At 71.5% G+C, this 17241-nt stretch carries 15 protein-coding genes and 5 pseudogenes; 8 read left to right on the top strand and 12 right to left on the bottom strand.

What is annotated here, in order from left to right; translation table 11 throughout:
• Window positions 1-236 precede the first annotated feature (236 nt).
• From C1701_RS28220 to C1701_RS21165, 4 genes are all read right to left on the bottom strand, one after another.
• Window positions 237-467, bottom strand: a complete 231-nt coding sequence (locus C1701_RS28220) for an Imm1 family immunity protein (RefSeq protein ID WP_443098166.1) — start codon at window positions 465-467, stop codon at window positions 237-239.
• 682 nt (window positions 468-1149) lie between these two features.
• Window positions 1150-1491: a hypothetical protein gene (locus tag C1701_RS21155; protein WP_337661862.1), complete on the bottom strand. Its 342-nt coding sequence runs from the start codon at window positions 1489-1491 to the stop codon at window positions 1150-1152.
• A gap of 107 nt (window positions 1492-1598) precedes the next feature.
• Entirely contained in the window at window positions 1599-3428 is a 1830-nt protein-coding gene (locus tag C1701_RS21160; RefSeq protein WP_103056487.1) for an ABC transporter ATP-binding protein, read from the bottom strand.
• Window positions 3425-5158 carry an ABC transporter ATP-binding protein gene (locus C1701_RS21165; RefSeq protein WP_016700133.1) on the bottom strand — a complete coding sequence of 578 codons (1734 nt, stop codon included), beginning with the start codon at window positions 5156-5158 and terminating at the stop codon, window positions 3425-3427. The genes C1701_RS21160 and C1701_RS21165 overlap by 4 nt, the downstream gene beginning before the upstream one ends.
• Here C1701_RS21165 and C1701_RS27750 point away from each other — a divergent pair.
• On the top strand, window positions 5151-5273 hold the full coding sequence (locus C1701_RS27750) for a hypothetical protein (RefSeq protein WP_337661863.1): 123 nt from the start codon (window positions 5151-5153) through the stop codon (window positions 5271-5273). The genes C1701_RS21165 and C1701_RS27750 overlap by 8 nt on opposite strands.
• A 95-nt stretch (window positions 5274-5368) precedes the next feature.
• Here the strand turns inward: C1701_RS27750 and C1701_RS28225 are convergent.
• Window positions 5369-6943, bottom strand: a pseudogene (locus tag C1701_RS28225) (RecQ family ATP-dependent DNA helicase).
• Window position 6944: 1 nt separating this feature from the next.
• Here C1701_RS28225 and C1701_RS21180 point away from each other — a divergent pair.
• The 3 genes and pseudogenes from C1701_RS21180 to C1701_RS21195 form a co-directional block, all read left to right on the top strand.
• Window positions 6945-7064, top strand: a pseudogene (locus C1701_RS21180) (DNA-binding response regulator); the annotation flags it as partial.
• A 359-nt stretch (window positions 7065-7423) separates the two neighbouring features.
• Window positions 7424-8455, top strand: a complete 1032-nt coding sequence (locus C1701_RS21190) for an Acg family FMN-binding oxidoreductase (RefSeq protein WP_026420514.1) — start codon at window positions 7424-7426, stop codon at window positions 8453-8455.
• A gap of 188 nt (window positions 8456-8643) precedes the next feature.
• Entirely contained in the window at window positions 8644-9069 is a 426-nt protein-coding gene (locus C1701_RS21195) for a hypothetical protein (protein WP_103056489.1), read from the top strand.
• Window positions 9070-11179: 2110 nt separating this feature from the next.
• Here the strand turns inward: C1701_RS21195 and C1701_RS21200 are convergent.
• Window positions 11180-11365 (bottom strand): hypothetical protein, encoded by a 186-nt coding sequence (locus tag C1701_RS21200; protein ID WP_337661865.1) that lies wholly within the window; start codon window positions 11363-11365, stop codon window positions 11180-11182.
• A gap of 92 nt (window positions 11366-11457) precedes the next feature.
• Here C1701_RS21200 and C1701_RS21205 point away from each other — a divergent pair.
• Window positions 11458-11580, top strand: a pseudogene (locus C1701_RS21205) (pyridoxal 5'-phosphate synthase lyase subunit PdxS); the annotation flags it as partial.
• A gap of 93 nt (window positions 11581-11673) precedes the next feature.
• Here the strand turns inward: C1701_RS21205 and C1701_RS21210 are convergent.
• Together C1701_RS21210 and C1701_RS21215 are read right to left on the bottom strand one after the other, a co-directional pair.
• Window positions 11674-11823, bottom strand: a complete 150-nt coding sequence (locus tag C1701_RS21210; RefSeq protein WP_337661866.1) for a hypothetical protein — start codon at window positions 11821-11823, stop codon at window positions 11674-11676.
• Between the two features lie 20 nt (window positions 11824-11843).
• Window positions 11844-12047 (bottom strand): annotated as a pseudogene (locus tag C1701_RS21215) (SDR family NAD(P)-dependent oxidoreductase); the annotation flags it as partial.
• 489 nt (window positions 12048-12536) lie between these two features.
• Here C1701_RS21215 and C1701_RS21220 point away from each other — a divergent pair.
• Entirely contained in the window at window positions 12537-12746 is a 210-nt protein-coding gene (locus C1701_RS21220) for a hypothetical protein (RefSeq protein WP_337661867.1), read from the top strand.
• Here the strand turns inward: C1701_RS21220 and C1701_RS28230 are convergent.
• Window positions 12655-13059, bottom strand: coding sequence for a helix-turn-helix domain-containing protein (locus C1701_RS28230; protein WP_103056492.1), 405 nt, complete (start codon window positions 13057-13059; stop codon window positions 12655-12657). The genes C1701_RS21220 and C1701_RS28230 overlap by 92 nt on opposite strands.
• Window positions 13060-14034: 975 nt before the next feature.
• On the opposite strand from C1701_RS28230, the pseudogene C1701_RS21235 reads away from it, so the two are divergent.
• Window positions 14035-14460, top strand: a pseudogene (locus C1701_RS21235) (glycine dehydrogenase (aminomethyl-transferring)); the annotation flags it as partial.
• Window positions 14461-14552: 92 nt separating this feature from the next.
• Window positions 14553-14786, top strand: a complete 234-nt coding sequence (locus tag C1701_RS28235) for a DUF3558 family protein (protein ID WP_443098128.1) — start codon at window positions 14553-14555, stop codon at window positions 14784-14786.
• 262 nt (window positions 14787-15048) lie between these two features.
• Here C1701_RS28235 and C1701_RS21245 read toward each other — a convergent pair whose 3' ends face one another.
• From C1701_RS21245 to C1701_RS21255, 3 genes are read right to left on the bottom strand one after another with little or no spacing between them, the layout of a single operon-like run.
• Complete coding sequence (locus C1701_RS21245; RefSeq protein ID WP_103056494.1) at window positions 15049-15411, bottom strand: UDP binding domain-containing protein; 363 nt, start codon at window positions 15409-15411, stop codon at window positions 15049-15051.
• A complete protein-coding gene (locus C1701_RS21250; protein WP_337661868.1) occupies window positions 15377-15928 on the bottom strand; it encodes a type I-E CRISPR-associated protein Cse1/CasA in 552 nt (183 codons plus the stop codon). Before C1701_RS21250 ends, C1701_RS21245 begins: the two co-directional genes overlap by 35 nt.
• Window positions 15929-15977: 49 nt before the next feature.
• A complete protein-coding gene (locus C1701_RS21255) occupies window positions 15978-16787 on the bottom strand; it encodes an FAD binding domain-containing protein (RefSeq protein WP_026418146.1) in 810 nt (269 codons plus the stop codon).
• Between the last annotated feature and the right edge of the window lie 454 nt (window positions 16788-17241).

Here is a 17241-nt window from a genome sequence, read left to right on the forward strand (position 1 = left end):
CGACCCCCGCCCGATCGGTGGGATTCCCGCCGGTGCGCGAAACCCGGTCGCCCGAACCGGCTCACCCCCGCTCGCGCGGGGCCTTCTCGGCCACGACAGCGATCAGGCCGACATCGTCGGGCTCAACCCCCCGCTCGCGCGGGGCTTTCCCGCACCACACGGCCGGCGCCGCGACCGGGACGGCACCTGGTTCGTCATCGCCGCCGGACTCGCCCACCAGGCGGGCGCGGGCGTTCTCAGTACCAGTCCCCCGGCTGCCGCTGGACGCAGTCCGGCCGGCGGCCCGTCCGGAAGTACTCCGCGACGGCCCGGCGCACCTGCTCGATCGGTAGCGACGCCAACGACGGGAAGAACAGCGGAACGGACCTCGCGCGGGGCAGACCGGATGTCCGCGACGGCGGCCTCGCGGGATGTCGGCTCACCCCCGCTCGCGCGGGGCAGACCCGTTCCCGGCCGGTGATCAGCATGACGGTCACGGCTCACCCCCGCTCGCGCGGGGCAGACTGGAGCTTCGAGGAAACCGCCGCCGCAATCGGCGGCTCACCCCCGCTCGCGCGGGGCAGACGCCCGTGCCGGTGGCGGTGTGGCCGGTGTGGTCGGCTCACCCCCGCTCGCGCGGGGCAGACCCTTCCCGACCTGCACTGATGTTAGCTCGTTACCGTTCTGTGATTTTCTGTTGGTGTGGATTCCCGGAGTCGTACGAATGGGGTAGGCCCCCCGTCTCGCTCCCAGCACAGGACGACCAGCTTCGTCGCGGCTCAGCAGGCCAACCGCGATGCGTTTGCGCGCCTGCGTCACGTTCCCCTCGGCCAGGGAGCCGACACGCTTCTCCTCGTCGGTCATGGGCCTCGCGCGGGGCAGACGTCAGTTCCTCTTACGGGAGGTCCTCCCGAATCGGCTCACCCCCGCTCGCGCGGGGCAGACCCTTCCCGACCTGCACTGATGTTAGATCGTTACCGTTCTGTGATTTTTTGTTGGTGTGGATTCCCGGAGTCGTACGAACGGGGTAGGCCCCCCGTCTCGCTCCCAGCGCAGGACGACCAGCTTCGTCGCGGCTCAGCAGGCCAACCGCGATGCGCTTGCGCGCCTGCGTCACGTTCCCCTCGGCCAGGGAGCCGACACGCTTCTCCTCGTCGGTCATGGGCGTTCTCATCCGCCCCGCCAGCCGCGCACCTGCTCCACGCCCGCACCCGAGGCCGTCACGTGGAACTCGCCACGCATCAGATCGTCGAAAACGACGGTGAGGACCCCGAACTGGTTCTCGTAGGAGTAGGCCAACGGGCCGAGGCGGGCGGCGAACTCCACCCCGTCGAAGTCCGCGACGTCCGCGTCACGGACGAACAGGTAGGCCTCCACGTCGGAGTAGGCGTCAGCCTCCCCCAGGGTCCAGGACCCGTACAGCAGCACGCCGTCGAGCCGGGGCTCCGCGTGCGCCACCTCGCGCAGTCGGTCGATGCGGCGGGCGAGGGCGGTCGGTTCGGTGTGGGGCATGGTGGGACTCCTCCCTGAAGTGGACGAACGGGCTCCCACGTCCGGCCGGAGACGGCCCACGGACGCGAGTGGTGGTGACGGTGCGGAACCGTGTCCTCAGGAAGTGCTCATGCGCGGATGGTATCGAACGAGCGATGGGGGAGAGGTGGGCGACCACTAGCGAGGAGTTCGTCGTGGGTGCCCTGTTCGACGATGGCGCCCTCCTCCATCACCACGATCCGGTCGGCGTCCCGGATCGTGGAGAGGCGGTGGGCGATGACGAAGGCGGTCCGACCGCTGCGCAGCTCGGCCATCGCCCGCTGGATCAACACCTCGGTGCGCGTGTCCACCGAGCTGGTCGCCTCGTCGAGGACCAGGATCGACGGGTTGGCCAGGAACGCCCTGGCGATGGTGATCAGCTGTTTCTCACCGGCGCTGACCCCGCCGCCCTCCTCGTCGACCACGGTGTCGTAGCCCTCGGGCAGGGTGCGGGCGAAGTGGTCGACGTGGGCGGTCTTCGCCGCCGCGACGACCTGTTCCCGGGTGGCGTCCTTCGCGCCGTAGGCGATGTTCTCCGCGATCGTGCCGCCGAACAGCCAGGTGTCCTGGAGGACCATCCCGGTGGTGGCCCGCACGTCGGCCCGCGTCATCTCCGCCGTGTCGACCCCGTCGAGGGTGATCCGGCCGCCGGTGACCTCGTAGAAGCGCATCAGCAGGTTCACCAGGGTGCTCTTGCCGGCCCCGGTGGGGCCGACGATCGCGATCGTCTGGCCGGGTTCGGCGACCAGGGACAGGTCCTCGATCAGCGGCTTGTCCGGGTCGTAGCGGAAGGAGACGTGCTCGAACTCGACGCGGCCCCGCACGGTCGGGACTCGGCGCGGTTCGGCGGGGTCCGGTTCCTCCTCCTCGGCGTCGAGGAAGTCGAAGACGCGTTCGGCGGAGGCCACCCCGGACTGCACCAGGTTCGCCATGCTCGCGACCTGGGTGAGCGGCTGGGTGAACTGGCGGGAGTACTGCACGAAGGCCTGCACGTCGCCGATGGTGAGCTGGCCGGAGGTGACCCGCAGGCCACCGACGACCGCCACCAGCACGTAGTTCAGGTTCGACACGAACATCATGCTCGGTTGGATCAGGCCGGAGATGAACTGGGCGCGGAAGCTCGACCGGAACAGCCGTTCGTTGCGTTCGGCGAAGACCTCGGCGGCCTCCCGCTGGCGGCCGAAGGCGCGCACCAGCGCGTGGCCGGTGTACATCTCCTCGACGTGGCCGTTGAGCTCGCCGGTGCTCTTCCACTGCTCGGCGAACTCGGGCTGGGCCCGCTTGCCGATGAGGGCGGTCACCAGCACCGCCGCCGGGATGCTGACCAGGGCGATCAGCGCCAGCAGCCAGGAGATGGAGAACATCATCGCCAGCACCGCCACCAGGGTCAGCAGGGAGACGATGACCTGGGAGAGCACCTGCTGGAGGGACTGGGCGACGTTGTCGATGTCGTTGGTGACGCGGCTGAGGACCTCGCCCCGCGACTGGCCGTTGAAGTGCCGCAGCGGCAGCCGCGCGAGTTTGGCCTGGGCGTCGCGGCGCAGCCGGCCGGCGGTGCGCTGGACCGCGCCGTTGGTGAGGCGGCCCTGCACGATCCCGAACACGGCGGATGCCAGGTACACGCCCAGAACCCACAGCAGGACGGTTCCGAGGGCCCCGAAGTCGATGCCGGCCGCCGCCGGCCCGAAGGTGCCCTCGACGACGAGGTCGGTGGCGTACCCGAGGATGCGGGGCCCGGCGACGCTGAGCCCCACGCTGGCTAGGGCCAGCACGAGGACCACGACCATCGCCACGCGTTCCCGGGCCAGCAGTCCGAGCACCCGGCGTCCGGAGCCGAGGAAGTCGCTGGACTTCTCGTTCGGTGGCCGGCCGGCGCTCGCCGGTGCTGGCCTGGCCTCGGTGGTGGTTCGGGCGCTCACGCGGCCTCCTCCTCGGTCAGCTGGGAGAGCACGATCTCCCGGTAGACGTCGTTGTCCGCCATCAGTTCGGTGTGGGTGCCCGAGCCGACGACTCGGCCGGCGTCCAGCACCAGGATCCTGTCGGCGTCGCGGATGGTGCTCACCCGCTGGGCGACGATGACGACGGTCCGGTCGCTGGTCTCCTGGGAGAGGGCTGCCCGGACCCTGGCGTCGGTGGCGTAGTCGAGGGCGGAGAAGGAGTCGTCGAACAGGTAGACGGCGGGGCGTTGGACCACGGCACGCGCGATGGCCAGGCGTTGCCGCTGACCTCCGGAGACGTTCGTCCCGCCCTGGGAGACCGGGGCCTCCAGCCCTTCGGGGCGGGAACGCACGAAGTCGGCGGCCTGCGCGATCTCCAGCGCCCGCCACAGCTCCTCGTCGGTGGCGTCCGGGTTGCCGTACCGGAGGTTGCTGGCGATGGTCCCGGAGAACAGGTACGGGCGTTGGGGGACGACCGAGACGGTGCGGGCCAGCAGCGCCGGGTCCAGGTCGCGCACGTCGGTGCCGTCGACGAGCACCGCGCCGGCGGTGACGTCGGCCAGGCGGGGGACGAGGCTCAGCAGGGTGCTCTTGCCGCTGCCGGTGCTGCCGATCACCGCCGTCGTCTGCCCGGGCCTGGCGAGGAAGCTGACCTCGCGGAGCACCGGGTCCTCCGCGCCGGGGTAGCGGAACTCGACGTCCCGCAGTTCCAGGCCGCCGGTCCCCGGGAGCTCCCGCACCGGGTGGGCCGGCGGTCGTACGGTGCCCGTGGTGGTGAGGACCTCCTGGATGCGGTCGGCGCAGACCTCGGCGCGCGGCACCATCATGAACATGAAGGTCGCCATCATGACCGCCATCAGGATCTGCATGAGGTAGCTGAGGAACGCCACCAGCGCGCCGACCTGCATCGCGCCGCTGTCGATCCGGCCGGCGCCGATCCAGGTCACGGCGACGGTGGCGACGTTCACGACGAACATCACCAGCGGGAACATCACGGCCATCAGCCGGCCGATGCGCAGCGCGGTGTCGGTGAGGGCGGTGTTGGCGGTCCGGAACCGCTCCCGTTCGTGGTCGTCGCGGCCGAAGGCGCGGATGACCTGGAGTCCGTTGATCTGTTCCCGCAGGACCCGGTTCACGCCGTCGATCCGCTCCTGCATCGTGCGGAAGAGGGGACGCAGCCGGGAGGCCAGGGTGACGACGACCAGGCCGAGCGCCGGCACGAGTGCCAGCAGCAGGCCGGAGAGCGGGACGTCCTGGTTGAGGGCGAGGACGATGCCGCCGACGCACATGATGGGGGCGGTGACCATCAGCGTGCAGGTCATCAGGACCAGCATCTGGACCTGTTGGACGTCGTTGGTGGTGCGGGTGATCAGCGAGGGGGCGCCGAACTCGCCGAGTTCGCGGTTGGAGAAGGACTGCGTGCGGTGGAACACGGCGGCACGGATGTCCCGGCCCACCGACATGGCGGTGTGGGCGCCGAGGTAGACGGCTCCGGCCGCGCAGGCGACCTGGAGCATCGTGGCGCCGATCATCACGGCGCCGACGGTGAGGATGCGGCCCTGGTCACCGGGGATGACGCCGTTGTCGATGATGTCCGCGTTCAGCGTGGGCAGGTAGAGGGTGGCGACGGTCTGGACGAGCTGGAGCAGCACGAGCAGACCGAGTCTGCCGGTGTAGGGCCGTAAGTGGACTCTGAGCAGCGCGATGAGCACGCGGTCTCCACGTGTCGGGCGCGACGGGTCGCACCCGCTCTCCCCGGGCGCGGACGCGCTGCGCGACCACCCGATCAACCGCTACCTGGAGTGCCTCGAGAAGAACCTCGCTTGAGTCCGGCGGACTCAGGCGGTCGGACGGCCCGGAGGCGGGCGGCAGGGGTGCTGTCGGGGTGACCGCCCGCCTCCGCGGTCGTCATGGGCGGCCGGTCAGGACGCCAACGCGTCCAACACGGCCTGCCCGTACTTCGCGAGCTTGTTCTCACCCACCCCGCTGATCCCGCCCAACGCGGTGAGCGTCGACGGTGACTCCGCCGCGATCTGGCGCAACGTCGCGTCGTGGAAGATCACGTACGCGGGCACGCCCTGCTCCTTCGCGGTGGCCGACCGCCACGCCCGCAGCCGCTCGAACACCGGCACCGCCTCCGCAGGCAGGTCCACCGGGGCGCTCCCCGACCGCTTCGCCGTCCGCGTCGACCCGCCCTCGGAGCTTCGCACCGCGTCGCGGCGCAGCGGCACCTCCCGCTCCCGACGCAACACCGCACCACTGGCCTCGGTCAGCCCCAGCACCCCGTGCTCGCCCTGGACCGCCAGCAGCCCCTGCGCCAACAACTGCCGGGCCACCGCCCGCCACTCCGCCTCCGACAGCTCGGTGCCGATCCCGAACACCGACAGCGTGTCGTGGTCGTGCTGGATGAAGCCCGTCCCGCCCGGCCCGCCCGGTCTCCTGGTAGTAGCCCTCCACCGACTTCGGCAGGTCCAGGTGCGCCACGAAACGCACGTCGGGCTTGTCGATGCCCATCCCGAACGCGATCGTCGCCACCACCACCAGCCCGTCCTCCCGCAGGAACCGCGCCTGGTTCGCCGCCCTGGTCCGACCGTCCAGACCCGCGTGGTAGGGCACCGCGGGGATGTCGTTGGCGACGAGGAACTCGGCGGTGCGTTCGACCGAGGCCCGGGACAGGCAGTAGACGATGCCCGCCTCGCCGGCGTGCTCGGCGCGCAACAACCGCAGCAACTGCCGCTTCGGGTCGTTCTTCGGCACGATGCGGTACTGGATGTTCGGCCGGTCGAAACTCGCCACGAACTGCCGCGCCCCACCCAGGTCCAACCGGGACACGATCTCGGCCCTGGTCGCCTCGGTGGCCGTCGCCGTCAACGCGATCCGGGGCACCTCCGGCCACCGCTCGTGCAGGTGGGAGAGCTCGCGACGAACTGCCGCGCCCCACCCAGGTCCAACCGGGACACGATCTCCGCCCTGGTCGCCTCGGTGGCCGTCGCGGTCAACGCGATCCGCGGCACGTCCGGCCACCGCTGGTGCAGGTGGGAGAGCAGCAGGTAGTCCGGGCGGAAGTCGTGGCCCCACTGCGCGACGCAGTGCGCCTCGTCGATCGCGAACAGCGAGATCGTCCCCCGGTCCAACAACCGCACCGTCGACTCCAACCGCAACCGCTCCGGCGCCAGGTAGAGCACGTCGATCCGCCCGTCGACGAACGCCTCCTCCACCCGCTCCCGCTCCTCGGGCTCCTGCGTGGAGTTCAGGAAACCGGCGCGCACCCCCAACGCGGTCAACGCGTCCACCTGGTCCTGCATCAACGCGATCAACGGGGACACCACGACACCCACGCCGTCCCGGACCAACGCCGGGATCTGGTAGCACAGCGACTTCCCCCCGCCGGTGGGCATCAGCACCAGCGCGTCACCGCCGTCGACCACGTGCTCGACGATCTCCCGCTGCCCGTCCCGGAACGAGTCGTACCCGAAGACCCTGCGCAGCACCTCCAGTGCGTCCCGGGTGGTGAAGAACTACGTGTCGTCGTTGCTGCACAAGCTGGGGTTCGCCCGCCGGACCGAGGCCGCCGTCTACGCGACGAAGCAGGCCACAACCCGCCGCCCGCACCGTTGACACCCGCCGCCACCGTCGACGGCCCGACCGGGAAGACCCGCGACGACGCCGAGGTGCGCCCGCCCCCATGGGTGTGGGACGTGGTGGGGCCCGCGCACGCACCGACGGAGCGATGCAGGCACCAGCCCCCGGTGGAGTCCGGGGCCCGCACCTCGGCACCGGCCTTCCGGCGATGATACGACCGGCGCCCCGGTGGGGAGCGGACGGCCAGCCGCCCCTCTCCCGGCTCGTGTCCGTCTCGGGCCCTAGGACCCGCCGGGACCGGACCACGGGTCCCTGTCTCGGGGAGGCCGGCCAGCAGAGGATGTGCACAAGGGCGGTGTCCGACCACCGCGTGGGCTGGGCGCGAGGACAGACTGATGAGCACGACGAGAACGACGACGGCCACCGGCACGTCGGAGCGGATCCGGGACGCGGACGAGGTGAAGGCTCTCGCCGAGGTCCTGGTCACGGCCGCGACGCGGGCACCATCACCCCACAACACGCAACCATGGCGGTTCGAGGCGCGCGGAGACGGCATCGCGCTGCACCTGGACCGCACCCGGCTGCTCGGGGTGGCCGACCCGGACGGCAGGGAGGCGCGGCTGGCCTGCGGGGCGGCCCTGTTCAACCTGCGGTTGGAGGCGCGAGCACGGGGCATCGCGGCCGCCACCGAGCTGCTGCCCGACCGGAATGTCCCGGACCTGCTCGGAGTGGTCAGGCTCGCGGGCACACACCGCCCCACTGGGGAGGAACGGACGCTGGCGTCGGCGATTCCCCGTCGGCATACCAACCGACGGCCCTTCGCCGAGGAGCAGCCACCTGAGCCGCTGCGGCACGGGCTGCGCAGGGCAGCCCAGTTGGAGAGCGGTCTGCTGGACTTCCTCGACGAGCCGACGCGGTTCGCCGACCTCGCCCGGTTGATCAGGAGCGCCGAGGCGGCGCAGCGCGACGATGACGCGTTCATGGCGGAGCTGCGGTGCTGGACGACGGGGGTGGCCAGTGTCAGGGACGGAGTGCCGGCCCGTTCGAGCGGCCCGCCGCCCCTGGAGGAGGGTCTGGTCACTCTCCGGCGCTATGGTCGCGGTCGCCGGCCCCCGCGCCCCTACGAGCAGGTCCCGCTACTGGGTGTGGTGCTGACCAACGAGGACGACCAGCACGCCCAGCTCGTGGGGGGCCACGTCATGCAGCGGGTGCTGTTGGCCGCGACAGCGGCCGGGTTGAGCACCTCCTTCGTCTCCCAGCCGATGGAGGTGCCCTCGGTCAAACGGGAGCTGGACCGGTTGGTCGGCTCGCAGGGGCACCCACAGACCGTGCTGCGGATCGGGTACGGCTACCCGGCGCTGCCCACGCCCCGCCGGCCCGCGCGGGAGGTCACGACCGGTCTGCCCCCCGTGGCGGAGCCCGGCTGAGGCCGTCGGTCGGTAGGCGCCCGGGGTGCGCGTCGGCCGCCGGTGTCCGAGGGTTGCGCCCCCGGCCCGGCCCGGCGCTAGTCGGCTTCGTGGTGCCGGGTTCGGCTTCCTCGCGGTGTCGGGTGGGTAGGGGTCGACCACGTGGGCGGGGTGAGCGCGGGGTTCGGCGATGGATCACCCGGTGCGCGGTGCGGTCCCCGATCGTGGGCCGCCTCTACGGTCACGTCGACCTCGACACCGGCCACGGTCCCCTCGTCGCCCCCGGCCTGCGCTACCTGGTGGGTACCTTCGACCACCGGCGGACGGTGCTCTGCGGCGCGGTGGTGCGGCACTACGCCGAGTTCGACGACCTCTCCACTCACACGATCGCCGAGATGCGGGACCTGGCCCGGCGGTGGCGGGTGCGGGACTTCGTTCCTCCGCCGACCACGCTGAAACGCCGCCGCCGACGCGTCCCGGCGTGGGCGCGGGTGCGGTTGTGGTCCTGGGAACCCGAGGTCGAGCTGGACGTCAGCTATGTGGGTCGGGTCAGCTTCAAGCACGCCGACTGGGCCCGCATCGGCTCCCACCCGGCCGGCACGCCCGGCGGGGACGCCATGTGCGCCCATAGTTGATTCATCACGAATTTCCTGTCGGGGCAGCTCTCGTTGAGGTCGGCGCGACTTTAGAGTTCGGGACCGACAGAAAAGACAGGCATCGCGACACTTTCACCCCAACAGAGCAAGCACGGACGGGCGTTTTCGGATTTCCCCGCGCACCAGGGAACACCCGGAAACCCATTCGGGTGGATCCCTATTTCTTATCGTTACTTTCAGTAGTCGCCACTGCCCGTGCGCCGCCACCCGAACCGAGCGTCAACCCGGAACCGTTCCGGGCTGAGATCGTCTGGCCGCCGTCCTTGGGACGGGGAACACCGGGAGGCGACCCTCCCGCCGTCCCCACCCGCCTGATACCACGCGCTCGGTGGGTTCAGGGATCGGAAGGGGCCTTTGGCGAGACAGGCGCTCGCTCCCCTAGCTCAGCGCTGCTGCTCCGGCGCTTCGACGAGCACGAACGGCCCGCCCCACCGCGCTTGTTCAGTCACCCTGAAGCATGCGAGAGCGGGGGTTATCCGGAATGCGGCGCCGCGCGTTCAGCGGCGGCCGGGCGCGGCGGGGAGTTCCCGGACGCGACTCCCGGCACGCGACACTCCGCCGCGACACCACAGCGGATCTACCCGGAACCACTTGAGCCCTGGAGCTCGTAGCACAATTCCGCCTTCCAAGGCGCACACGGAAGGCAGGAAACCAGGTCGAATGACAAAATTCACCCGACGGGCGAACTCAGAAGCACCCCGGTACTCAATATCCATCGGACAGGTGAAGACGACACCACCCAATGAGAGCACCGATTTCGGGCACCACCTCGTTTCCCGTTGGATAGAGTTCGCCTCATGAACCGAGCAGTCGATTCATTCGCCACGTACGTGAACATCTCAGCACCACACGCGTTGGTGGCATTGGTCAGCGTGATGTTGATCCAGACGCCGCCAACGTCGCTCCCCGTGCTCGGTACGGTGGGCATCCTGACCAGCTTGGCTCTCCTTGCCCGCGCCACCCCTCCTCGATGGAGGATCGCTTCCGACCTCCGCATCTCGGTCGAACCCCACGACTGCACGAAATCCCCTACCGCAGGGTGTGAACCACTCGGAACGCGGGTCTCGGCCACGGGTGCCCCGGCGGCGTGGACCGATTCCGGACCTGGTCCGGAATCGGTCTCCTCAGGGCCACACGTTGAGCAGTAGCCACCTACGTGTTTCGATCCTCGCCCGGACAGGCGCTGGTGTTCAGCGTAGTCACTCCGTCACCTAACGGACCTCCGGCTCCCCCTCCATCGCTCGCCGACACTGCCGCACTTTCGAAGACGCACCCGGCTGTCCACGTCCTTCCAAGGGATAGTTGCGAAACTCATCCAGTGCGGCGCCCCACGACCGGGACCGCTCCGTGTCGGGGCACGAGCCCCGGGAGCACGACCGCACGGCATCCCTGCCTCCCGAGAGCGGCCCTCCCCCGAGCTTGGGAGGGTCCACGCTCACCATGGCCGTGGGTGATCAGCCTCGTGGTGCGGCAGGGAGAATCGCCGCATGAGCAACGACAACACCACCGGGGGCCTGTCGAACCCGACCTGGGTCATACCCAGGAGTGACGGTTCGGGCCCCTTGTCGTGGGGTGGCCCCTCGGGCCGCGTGTTCGTGGGTTGGGGTCGACACGGCGACCCCGGTCTCCCCGAGGTCGTCCCCTCCCCGATCCCGTCCGGGCGTCGCCGCCGCGCACGTCCCGGCTCGGCCGGGTGGGAGTCGCGACGGGTGGCGGTCCCACCCCAGCCACCCCACCGGGGACCGGGTCCTCCGCCGGGTGGCGGGCGCGGGGCGACCGGGCTCCCACGTGTTCGTGGCCGGGCTCAGCCCGACCGGTGGGGCGTGCCGCCGCCGGCTCCGACTCCCGTGAACAGCGTGTCGACCAGCCGGTCGGGCGATATGCGCGTGGCGCATTCGACCGCGCTCCGTGTCGAACACCGTTCGACCTGGTCACCCGTCAACCGTGTCGAATGACTCCCCGGGCGGGTGGGTCCCCTGTGCGCGTCCTGCCACTCCTCGCCTCGCCGCCGCCCGCCGCTGCCCCCTCCTCCGGCTTCGGCCCGGCACCCGTCTCGGGCGGATGCCGGGCGCACCAGCTCAGGGACGGCTCACCCCGTGAGGCCGGTGATCTCCAGGAGCGGGCTGCGCGCCTGCCACCCCGCCCGGTCGAGCTCCTCGGACAGGCCCTGCGGGTTGTCGGGCCTGCTGAGCTGGTCGAGGATGTCGTCCAGGACACGACGGCGGTCCACGGCGTCGGTGACCTCGACGGCGGTGGCCGGGAGGTCGACGACCACCGACTCCTTGAGGTGCACGGTGAGGCGGGGGTCGGCCAGCAGGTTGCGGTACCAGTCGCGGGGACGGTCCTCCGGGTAGCCGGTGAGGAAGAACCACCTTCCACGACGACGCGGACGTCGTCGCCAAGGTCTCGCGTGGCCTGGGCGAGGCGATCGTCGGCATCAACCTCAGTGAGCTGCCCGAGGACCGGCGGTACGCCAGCCGCGGCTGGTGACGTCGTCGGCGCGACCTGATCCGCCCGTGGCGGTGCCAGGTCGCGCGTCGACGGCTCGTCGCGGTCGGAGGCGGTGGGCCGGCTCCCGGTCCCTCAGACGTGTTCCATGATCAGCACCGCGCTGGTCCCGGGCTCCAGCGCCTGGTAGTGGTGCGGCACGTCGCCGGGGAAGCTCGCGTAGTCGCCCGGGCCCAGGTCGATGACGTCGTCGTGGGGGCCGCAGCGCAGGCGGCCGTTGCTCACCACGAGGTGTTCGACGGTGCCGTCACGTCAGCGGGAGCGGGCACCACGTCGGCACCGGGTACCTCGGTTCGGACCCGGTCCGCCGCCTCGGCCACCGTCCCGGGTCGCCGCCCGTTGACCGCGACCCGCGCCCCGGCCTGCGCCAGGCCCACGGCGATCGCGGCCCCGATGCCCTGCGTGGAGCCCGTGACCAGCGCGGTCCGGCCGGTCAGGTCAAGCCTCATCACCGCACCTCGTTCCGGCATCCTGGGGTCCAGGGTTCGGCGTTCATCCTGCCGGTTCCTCCTCCTCTCCGCAGCGCTCGACGAGGGGTGGGTGGGAGCTGGTGCCGGGACGGGGAACCGCTGCGGGAGGGCGCCGGAGGGTGGCTGAGCGCGTGGGGTGGTGGCATCGGCTTCGCGGGAGCGCTCGAAGCTTGAATTCGGTTGGAACTGAAGCGACGGCGAGCACAAGGAAGAAGGAAGCCCGGGCCTCCGGCGTCGCCGACTGGCAGCCAGGAGAGGTAGCAGCGGCCGGTTCGCGGTGCCACGATTTCGGTGAGGGCGTCACAAGCTTCACAGGAAGAGCGGGAACCCGCCGGTGGCCGGCCGCCACCGGCGGGCCACCGGGAGGGACGTCCGGGCCATCCGGATCGCGTTCCGCCGACGGGCGGCGAGGTGGTGGCCGCGCCGAACGGCCGACGCCCGCGACCCACTCGAAGGACCTCAGGGAGAGTGATGATCGACCACGTGGTGCGCACCTACCCGTCAGCCGAGCCCCTGCCCAAGGAGGAACAGCTGGCCTGGAAGCTGGCGGCCGTGGCCACCGACCCGGTGGCCGTCGAGCCCGAGGTCACCGAGATGGTGCGTACGCACGGGTTTGGAGCAAGCCAGGGATCACCGTCGCGACGTCAGCTATTCGCATCGCCTCCTGCTCGTAACTGATCAGCGTCGCGAGCTGCCCCGGCAAGTCGGAGGAGGGCGTCCACGGTGACCCGGCGGCCAAGTTCCGTGTCTGATCGACTAGAGACTCCCGGTCGGCTGGAGCCAGCTCGAGTGCGCCGGCTATCGCTGCCACCAAGTCGGGAGTGAGCAGCACCTCCGCGCGTTCAACACGGCCGACCCACGCATGCCCAACGCTGAGCCGTCTGGCCAGTTCCCGAACCCCAATACCGGCATCTTCCCGCGCCTGTCGGATCGCCTGTCCCACAGCACGGGCGCGGGGTGAACGGAGCGATGACCGTGTCCGTCTGACCATGCGCGAATCGTAGCCGGTCCGTCACACCCGATCAGGCGATTGACCCCAGCGAACCAGGAGCCGGATAGTGGATCGCGATCCACCTACCGTCTTCTAATCCATCTGCGCTGGGAGGCTACTCGTGCAGCAGATCGTTCACTCCCCACTACTGTCCACTGTGGTCGTAGCCGGGATCGCGGTCCTGTTCGTCACGGTCGCCGTCCTCATTGGCTGGGAAGTCGAACGCACCGAAGCCCGCCACCGACCCGACCCCACACCACCGGCCACCACCCCCAACGCCCCACGCCGATCCATCCCCGCCCGCGTCCTCCTCGCCACCCGCGCCCAGGACAGGCCCGGCACGCCGCCCGGAACCCCGAGGCGCGCCCGGCCGGGGACAGCGACCCCCGACGCTGTCCCCCTCCCACGACCGGCCCCACCCCCTCCCCGGCGGGGCCGGCCCGGTACGGCGGCACACCACGCCGCCGCACCACCACCGCCGTCCCCCGTCCCGCACCACCACGGAGGACGACGGCAGGGAGCGGCGTTCCCCGGCGCCGTCTCCCCCCTCCCGCCAGCCACCACCCCCGACGCGCTCCGGCGCGGGCGGCTGGCCCCGGGGGTGGTGGCCCCCGAGGCCACCACCCCCACCCTCCCCGCGTTCCCGGGATACCGGTGGACTCGTCCCGGGCCCGGGACATCGCCGACCGGTACTCGGCCTGGCTCTCCGGGGTGTGCGGCAAACCGGACTGCCCCGATTTCCGCCAGGAGTCGGCGGGGCAGCTGCGGATTGCCCTGGAGCTGCACGGCACCAGGAACGCCGAGGCCGATCCCCGCTGGGAGTCGCCGTTCACCGGCCCCCACGACCGGTACCTGGACCTGGTGGCCACCATCAACGGGCACCCCACGAGCGACGAACTCGTCGACATGGTGGCCGACCAGGTGCCCTACGCCTGGCTCGCCGACGCCCTCAGGGCCTCCGCCAGCTCCTCCGAGCCGGGGACGGCTCGCACCATCGCGCTGCGCACGCACCGGATGGCCGTGGTGCTGGCGGAGGGGCTGCGGCGGGCCGGGCTCCGCGTGGTCCACGACCACTTCTTCGACACCGTCCTCGTGGAGGTGCCGGGCCGCGCGGAGCGGGTGGTGGCCGTCGCACGCGACCTGGGCGTCAACCTCCGGCTCGTCGACGCCGACCACGTCGGCGTGTCCTGCGGGGAGGACACCACCCGCGCCCACCTCGACCTCGTCTGGCGAGCGTTCGGGTCGGACGCCTCCGGGCCGTCCGACCAGCGCCCCGACGTCGACGACCTGGACCGGCGGACACCGGACGCGGTCCCGGACGCGTTGCGCCGTACCAGCGGCTACCTCACCCACCCGGTCTTCGAGGCGCACCGGTCGGAGACCGCGCTGCTGCGCTACCTGGCAACCGGGTCACCGCCACCGACGCGGCGGTGTACCGGGACATCGGGCGCACCGGGTTGGGCGAGGTGTACGACCGGCGCGACGCCTACGCCGTGTTCACCCCGATCACGATCGAGGGCTACCCGGCCGTCGCCGCGCAGCACGTCGAGCAGACGAGGAACTGCCAGGTTTTCGTGGGGACCGCCCACGACCAGCAGTTCGTCGTGCAGTCCGACAACGCGCGCTACGCCGACGACGGCGTGACCGAGATCGAAAGGAGGGATCCGTGCGGACGGGCCGCCGACGTCGCCCGCGCCGTCCTGGTGCGGCTGCCCACGGGGGACTGACGGAGGAACCCAGAACGACGGGGGGGGCGTCCCGGGACCGAGGCACGAGGGACCACCGGGGCGACGGTGGGCGGTCGGCGGACCGCGGTCGCGCGGCTGGCCCGCCGGGGAGCGCGGCGCGACACGGACCCGGTGGGTGACGGCGAGGGACACCTCCGCGCCGGTCGACGGACAGCCGCCAGCACTCAGCACTCAGGGCCAGAGCTCAGAGCTCAGCGCCGGGACCAGCGGGACACCGGGAACGGGCCGGCCAGTCGGATCGTCACCGCCCGATCCCCCGGTACCGCAGGCCCAACCGGCGCATCTCCTCGATGTCGGCCTTCGGGAAGTACCTGCGCCCGTCGAACACCAGGCACGGGTGCGCGGCTCGCGCGCGCAGCACCGCGAGGTCGAGGTCGTGGAACGGCCGGTGGCCGGCGAGGACCGCGACGCAGTGCGCGCCGTCGACGGCGTCCTCGAGAGTCGCGGTCGGGCGGATCCCGAATCGGGCCCGCACCTCCTCGGCGTCGGCCAACGGGTCGAAGAGCCGCACCGCGCACCCCTGCGCACGCAACGCCTCGACGACCCCGGCGACCGGGGTGTTCCGGAGGTCACCGGTGTCGTTCTTGAAGCTGACGCCGAGCAACCGTCTGCGGCAGCATCGCGGTCAGCCCGCGCCAGATCACCCGTTCCGGGCTGTGCTCCAAGGGCATGTACACCGGGGTGCTGGACTTGAGCTTCTTCTCCTGGGTCTCGCTGCGCCGCCACGACGTGTGCGTCTCGTGCCGGTGCTGGTTCTGCGGCCCGAGTGGATCACCGTTGCAGACGAGGACCTTGGTCACGCGGTCCCCGGTTCCGACCAGGCGGATGCGCCGGCTCTGCCACGTGTAGAGGTCGACGGGGCCGGTGGGCTCCCGCTCCTTCCCGAGTGGGCCGCGCTGGCCGTGCTCCCAGGCTGGTAGGTCGTTCTCCCGGGTGGGGAGCACCAGGTTGAGCAGCAGGGTGCGCCAGAGGGTGTCCCCTTCCGGGGCCACTCCCCCGAGTCGTCCGCTCCACCCGGTGCCGATCGGGTAGCCCTTACCGTTCTTGACCCGGCTGTCGCCGACGGCGCCGGACTTGATACCCCGAGTAGGCCCCGCTCGCGCAGGTAGGTGCGCAGGCACTGCCCCGGTCGGGTCGGGCCGTCGAGGGACCGGCTGTTGACCTCGACGGTCACGGCGCTGCCCCCAGTTCGGCCAGCACCTCGTCCGCGAGTCGCAGGGTGAGGTGCCGCCGCCAGGCGGGTATCCCGTGCACGTCGTCGAGCCAGTTTCCGCCCACGGCGCCGTCGATCGCGGTGCTCAGCGCCTCCGCCGTGGGCGGAGCGGCGAACTCGAGCACCACAGGGCGGGGGGTCGACGCGGTGACCGTGAGCGAGAACCGCCTCCCGTCCAGGGTTCCGACCAGCAGGGCCGAGGACCGGCCGTGCTGGTGCTGGGACGCCCGCCGGAACGCGGTTCGGGCCGACAACGCCCGGGCTGGGATGGTGACCGAACGCAGCAGCTCGCCCTCGGTGAGGGCGGTGCGGGCCGGCCCGGTGATGAGGTCGGTGACGGGGAGCGCGCGGCGGGTGCCGTCGGTGGCGATGAGCCGGCAGACCGCGCCGAGGGCGGCGGTGAGGGAGATCATCGGTCCGGCGGGCAGCGCCAGGCACAGGTTCCCGCCCACCGTGGCGGTGTTCCAGATCTTGACCGACGCCAGGAACGCCCGGCAGCACCGCTCGACCAGCCCGGAGGTCGCGGGTCCCGTGGTCGCCGCGAAGGCGGACAGCTCGGCGATCGTGCAGGTCGCCGCGATTTCCCACGAGCCGTCGGCCAGGATCGCCACGGGCGGCCAGTCCATGCGGGCGAGGTCCACGAGCCGGCGCAGGTGTGGTTGGGGCTCGGAGAACAGGTACGTGCCACCCGCCAGCCACGCGTCGCCGGGCCGCCATTCTCCCCGCTGCCGGGCGTCGCGCACCTCGGTCACCGTGTTCAGGTCCATGCTCGTCCCCCTCCCGCACCGCCGAGGTCGGGTGTCCCAGCCGGAGCGGCCCGGGGCCCCTGTCGAGAATCTGCCGCATCGTCGGCCACCCGGCAGGGCGGAACCGTGTCCCGCGCGCGTGGGGCGGGGTGCCGGGGGGTGGGGCTCCCGGCCCGATAGCGCCAGCCGTCCCGGGGGTGCGCGACGAGAGGACGCCGGTCAGCGGCGAGTTCGATTCCCTCGGTTGGACGACGTGGCGGCACCGGGCGGCAGGGGGTAAGCGTCGGACGCGGGCTGACGCCGGTGGTGGGACCGGCCGCGCGACGGCTCCGACGGCGGCAGGTCGGCCACACCGCCGGCGCTGACCGCTCCGCGCACCGAGGGACGACGAACAGGGGTTCCGCGCGACTTCCCACTGGTGAGGTCCGTGCGCTGGCGTGGTGGTTCCTCGCCGAGGCTGGCGCGGTGTTCCTCG

It is taken from the genome of Actinoalloteichus sp. AHMU CJ021, assembly GCF_002895405.1.
Taxonomy (GTDB): Bacteria; Actinomycetota; Actinomycetes; order Mycobacteriales; family Pseudonocardiaceae; genus Actinoalloteichus_B; species Actinoalloteichus_B caeruleus.

Excerpts from the sequence above, each read along its gene's own strand:
- C1701_RS21155 (WP_337661862.1), bottom strand. The coding sequence starts at position 1,491 with ATGCCCCACACCGAACCGACCGCCCTCGCCCGCCGCATCGACCGACTG.
- C1701_RS28220 (WP_443098166.1), bottom strand. The coding sequence starts at position 467 with ATGCTGATCACCGGCCGGGAACGGGTCTGCCCCGCGCGAGCGGGGGTG.
- C1701_RS27750 (WP_337661863.1), top strand. The coding sequence starts at position 5,151 with ATGAGCACGCGGTCTCCACGTGTCGGGCGCGACGGGTCGCACCCGCTC.
- C1701_RS21255 (WP_026418146.1), bottom strand. The coding sequence starts at position 16,787 with ATGGACCTGAACACGGTGACCGAGGTGCGCGACGCCCGGCAGCGGGGA.
- C1701_RS21190 (WP_026420514.1), top strand. The coding sequence starts at position 7,424 with ATGAGCACGACGAGAACGACGACGGCCACCGGCACGTCGGAGCGGATC.
- C1701_RS28230 (WP_103056492.1), bottom strand. The coding sequence starts at position 13,059 with ATGGTCAGACGGACACGGTCATCGCTCCGTTCACCCCGCGCCCGTGCT.